Source organism: Pseudoxanthomonas sp. LjRoot204_2, from assembly GCF_056175765.1.
Window position 1 is genome coordinate 1 of sequence record NZ_JBGFFG010000294.1, and the last position, 4,272, is coordinate 4,272.

Sequence of the window (4,272 nt, forward strand, 5' to 3'; positions counted from 1 at the left end):
CTGCAGGACGGTGTCGACGGCATCGAGGAACGGGGACGGAGACGGTGCGGTCATGTTTACCTCAGGGACGGTTGCTGGAGCCGGGGCGAGCGGCTTCCATGAAGTCGGGAAAGTCCATTTCGTATTGGCCGGCGGCGAACCACTCCGGCAGCAGCTTTTCCTCCAGCGCTGCGACTTGCGCCTCGCGCTCGCTGCCGAAGTAGAGGTTCGATACCTGCGCGCCATCGGCGCTGACCCACTCCCACTGGGGCAGGCCGTCAGGGGRGGACGCTTCCTCGCCCTGGCCACGGCGCACGATCAGATCGTGCCCCTCGCACAACGACTCCAGGTCGTCGCGGGTGAACGTGTCAGGGATGTAGGCGATCGCCTTGCGCATGCGGCCGACGTCGATCCCCTGCTCGGCCTCCAAACGATCCAGACCTGCGCGGGCGTCCGGGCCGCCCCGCAGAATCGCCTCGGCTTCGTCGAGGGACAGTCCCGGGCAACCGATGGCGGTCAGTTGCTGATGGATGTTGGACACGGCACTGGCAGCTTCCTCATCCCACTGGCCTGCCAGCAGCTGCTGCCGCAGATCGCGTCCGCGCAGCATTCCCAGCTGCTCACAGATGTCACGCGCGATGTCCTCCGCCGCCAGGGGGCTGATGCCACGCTGAGTGGCAAAGTGCGGAATCAACTCGACGGCTGCATGCAGGCCGTTGCGGAAGGCGCCCTTCTGCTTGGAACTGCCAACGCTGTCGAGCAGAAAGGGGATGCTGAGGCTGGCAGTATTGGCCAGATAAGCGATGCCCGTCGCGCGGAGGTCATCTTCAACGCCTTCGGCCAGCACAGTGCGACTGGTCAGCGTGCTATGCACGAGCTCCAGTAAGTCACGGGAACCCCTGTCGATGTACAGGGCTTCATCGTGGCTCCCCGCGACGTCCAGGGAGGCCATGACACCCCGAGCAATTGCCCACCCTGCGCCCAGTTCGGGCCCCAAGAGGCGCTTGATCTCGCTGCCTGTCCAGTCGCGCCGCGCGTGGGCGGCGTGTGTTTCGAGAGGATGATTCATCAACGCGCCTCGCTTTCGTTATCTGGATACTACAACGAAAGTTAGCGCTGATACTGTGATCTATGGCACTAGATCACAGTTCTTATCACCACAGGTCGAGGGAAGCCCAACCCCTGATCAGGGATTGTTCCTCCACAGGTAGATGCCACAGCGGGCGCCCCCCATCTGCCACCTCGGATCGCCCGGGGAAAGGGAGTGGCGGGCCAAATCGCTTGCGCACGTAGGACAGCGAACCGGGAGACCGTCGTCTTGTGGGGCGGTGCCATGGGCTCGTTTGAACTGCTTCGCTGTGGGCAGCCGCTTCCACGTCGAGACCACGTCCGCAGCGGCGTCTTCCCGTCGCTGCCGGCGAAACCCACTCAGCACCACGCCAACGATCGCCGCATTGAACATCACGACGATAGCGAGCATCACCCAGTCCTGCCAACTTTCAGGTGCCGGACTGATCAGCCATGCTCCCGCTAGACCGATTGCCACAACCATGGCGATGCCGCCCACCAGCGCGATGAACTCAAGGCCAAGGCCTCTGACGTCGCGGGCCACTACGCGCCCCTAAGCGCCGGCGCCTCGCTCAGGACCTCTTCAAGGCGCCGGGTCAGGTCGCGGACCTTCACCGTGTGCGGATCTTCCGGATTGGCGTCCATCCACGCGTTGATCGCGCGTTCGCCCGGCTCGCCCGCCCGGGTGGCGATCTCAAAACGGATGGTATCCATCCGATCCCGCACTTCGTAGGCCAGCTGCTCGGCGTAGTCCTCGTCGTCAACGCCATCGGCGAGTTGGTCCAGCGCCTTCTCCACGCCGTCGAGCCACACTTCGTCCGCGGCACCATCGACCCAGGGCTTTTCCGTCAGCACGTAGCCGATGACGTTGACCACGCGGAATCCCGGCGAGGCCCACAGGCCCTCGCCCGAATCACTCTCGACGATGGACCAAACATTGTTCACGGGCTCGTCTTTGACCTGCGCGTGATCGCGCATGAAGTCGCCGCCGCCTTCCTCGCCGACTTCCAAGGGGGCGTACAGATCGAAGAACTCGCTCTCTGTGCGGAGATACCACGGGCGACTGTCGGTCATGGGCTTCGCTTCTGTTCGTGCTGCAGGGATTCGATCTGGTCGTTGTGGTCCCAACGCTCAGTAAACTCGCGCACCCACTCCAGCTGTGCCAGCGTGAGCTTGGGATCGAACAGGTGCTCGTCGGCCGACGTGAGGTCGAGGCCTTCCAGCTTCATCCACGCCTCGTATTCGAGCGTCATCGCATCGCGCGCCTTGTCGGTGTCGATGTCGCGCTGTTCGTCGGTGAGCGCTTCCAGCGGCGGCACGAATCGCAGGGACGGGAGCGGATGCCCGTCTGCCGTGAGCTGCTGATCGCCCGGCTTCTCTCGGGCCACCTGGGCCGCATTGTTGGCGTGGGCGTCCAGAGCGGTGGTGATGGCATCATCCAGCGCCTGCCGGGACATGCCCGCCTGCGCCAACGCCAGCAACACGCTGTGCAGCGCATCGCGATAGCCATCGTCGTAGTCGAAGTCGCCTACGGGCAGCGCCTGTTCCAGGCGCGCCAAAGTCTCGGCAATGGTCGGCGGCTGGCTGCTCACGGACGCGCTGCCTGGCGTGCTTCTTCGGCCTCGCGCTCTTCCAGCGCCGCCTCGAAGCCCGGGTACATCATCAGCTCGTCACCGGGCTGCATGATGTTCAGCTGGATCAGGTATTCCTGCAGGCCGTCCATATCGGTAGCATGCTTCATGAAGCCGTCGTCGATGATGGAGGTCTCATCAGGCCCCAGTTCATTGCCCGCCCTGACCTCATACACGGTAGCGCCCGCTTCGTTGCGGACGTCGGCGGTAAAACCACCGCGCTCTTGGCGGTCGATGTAGTAGCCGAAGAGGGCCATGGCGTTTCCTGAGGGTTGTTGAACTTTGGTTAGAGTATCCCGTGCTTCTGAGCCAGGCAATGCCTGTCCCAGCCTCAGGGCCTCATACTGGGGACGTCACTGCGCCGGGACTCAAGCCACGCGCCGGCACGCTGCTGATTGGCGTCCGCAGGCACGGTCGCAAGCAACTCAGCGACCGCATCCAGCTGGACGACGTCTTCCTCCAGCATCGCGTGCACGAACTCCAGATCCTTTTCGCGACCTGCAAGCAACTTGGATACCGCGAGATCTTCGGGCGAGATGAAGCGCGCCGTCTTCGTCGTGCCATAGGCATCGAACGTGATCGTACCCAGCCGCTGCTCCCATCCGGGAGCGAGCTTGGCCGTACTCATCTCCACGCCGTCAGCGTAGTAGCCGAAGCGCTCGTTGAAGTCCGAGCCTTCGCCGATCACGCCCGACACCCTATCGGCCACCTCTTCTGCCAGGCGCTGGTCCGGCGTCATGGCCGCCAGATCCGCCTCCATGGAGCGCATCAGGGTGAAGTTGTCCGATTCGACGGCGCCGAGGATGGCCTGGCTGCCGATGAGCAGGAAGTCGACGCGACCGCCTGCCACTTCGTTGGCCGCCCGCAGGACATGGAGCAAGGCCTCACGCTTCATTGCTTCGCGCTCCGGGCCGACTCCAGGAACTGCAGGCGCTCGGCCTGGCTGACCACGTCCAGAAACGGGGCCGTGGAGCGCAGCACATCCCCGCGCTCGCTGGGGTCACGCAGCTGTCGTACGACCGCCTGCATCCCTTCGTTGATTCGGCTCTCCCACTCGTCCCAGTAGCGATCGCTGGCACTGGGCGAGTTGATGGTCCGCCAGCGCTGCAGGCGCCGGCGCCCGCGCTCCAGCGCGCCCGGGTCGCGACCCTCGATCCGATCCGCCACCAGGGACCAGAACGCAAGGCGCTGGGCAGGGTTCATGGACATGGTCAGCCCAGAGACGGCCTCAGGGACGGCGCGGGGGCATCTTCCTCGCGCTCGGCCAGCTCACCGCTCCAGTCGATCGCGGCCGTGTCGAAGCCCTGCGCGAGCAGATTGCGAGCGAACATGCCGGCAAACGATCGATCCGGCGCCCGATGCTCGCCCCACGGCCCATTGACGGCCGTTTCGATGAACCACAAGCGGCCCTTGGCGGTGCCGTAGACCATCTCACCATCGGCCTGGCCATCGTCGCGATAGTGCGTCAGGTACACGCGCTGCTCGAAGCGATCGTCCGAGGGGTGGACCTCGATCGCCAGGTCCTGGTACGGCGGGTTCTTCAGCCGGCAGTGCGCGGTGCGACCATCTCCCAGGCGCACGTAATCCATCATTC

8 protein-coding genes are annotated in these 4,272 nt (G+C 64.6%); all 8 read right to left on the minus strand.

What is annotated here, in order from left to right; all coding sequences use genetic code 11:
* Positions 1 to 61: 61 nt before the first annotated feature.
* Positions 62 to 1,048: a hypothetical protein gene (locus AC04L7_RS13280; RefSeq protein ID WP_475513177.1), complete on the minus strand. Its 987-nt coding sequence runs from the start codon at positions 1,046 to 1,048 to the stop codon at positions 62 to 64.
* A 117-nt stretch (positions 1,049 to 1,165) separates the two neighbouring features.
* Complete coding sequence (locus tag AC04L7_RS13285; protein WP_436001224.1) at positions 1,166 to 1,591, minus strand: hypothetical protein; 426 nt, start codon at positions 1,589 to 1,591, stop codon at positions 1,166 to 1,168.
* Positions 1,591 to 2,121 carry a hypothetical protein gene (locus AC04L7_RS13290; protein WP_436001226.1) on the minus strand — a complete coding sequence of 177 codons (531 nt, stop codon included), beginning with the start codon at positions 2,119 to 2,121 and terminating at the stop codon, positions 1,591 to 1,593. The genes AC04L7_RS13285 and AC04L7_RS13290 overlap by 1 nt, the downstream gene beginning before the upstream one ends.
* Positions 2,118 to 2,639, minus strand: a complete 522-nt coding sequence (locus AC04L7_RS13295; protein WP_436001228.1) for a hypothetical protein — start codon at positions 2,637 to 2,639, stop codon at positions 2,118 to 2,120. The genes AC04L7_RS13290 and AC04L7_RS13295 overlap by 4 nt, the downstream gene beginning before the upstream one ends.
* Positions 2,636 to 2,935 carry a hypothetical protein gene (locus AC04L7_RS13300; protein ID WP_436001230.1) on the minus strand — a complete coding sequence of 100 codons (300 nt, stop codon included), beginning with the start codon at positions 2,933 to 2,935 and terminating at the stop codon, positions 2,636 to 2,638. Before AC04L7_RS13300 ends, AC04L7_RS13295 begins: the two co-directional genes overlap by 4 nt.
* 74 nt (positions 2,936 to 3,009) lie before the next feature.
* A complete protein-coding gene (locus AC04L7_RS13305) occupies positions 3,010 to 3,573 on the minus strand; it encodes a DUF6036 family nucleotidyltransferase (protein ID WP_436001232.1) in 564 nt (187 codons plus the stop codon).
* A complete protein-coding gene (locus AC04L7_RS13310) occupies positions 3,570 to 3,881 on the minus strand; it encodes a hypothetical protein (protein WP_436001234.1) in 312 nt (103 codons plus the stop codon). Before AC04L7_RS13310 ends, AC04L7_RS13305 begins: the two co-directional genes overlap by 4 nt.
* A gap of 8 nt (positions 3,882 to 3,889) precedes the next feature.
* Positions 3,890 to 4,272, minus strand: a 383-nt coding sequence (locus AC04L7_RS13315) for a DUF6908 domain-containing protein (protein WP_475513178.1), incomplete at its 5' end; no start/stop codon positions are given.

Bases quoted from the DNA above. Each gene is read 5' to 3' on its own strand.
- AC04L7_RS13300 (WP_436001230.1), bottom strand. From the start codon at position 2,935: ATGGCCCTCTTCGGCTACTACATCGACCGCCAAGAGCGCGGTGGTTTT.
- AC04L7_RS13290 (WP_436001226.1), bottom strand. From the start codon at position 2,121: ATGACCGACAGTCGCCCGTGGTATCTCCGCACAGAGAGCGAGTTCTTC.
- AC04L7_RS13305 (WP_436001232.1), bottom strand. From the start codon at position 3,573: ATGAAGCGTGAGGCCTTGCTCCATGTCCTGCGGGCGGCCAACGAAGTG.
- AC04L7_RS13310 (WP_436001234.1), bottom strand. From the start codon at position 3,881: ATGAACCCTGCCCAGCGCCTTGCGTTCTGGTCCCTGGTGGCGGATCGG.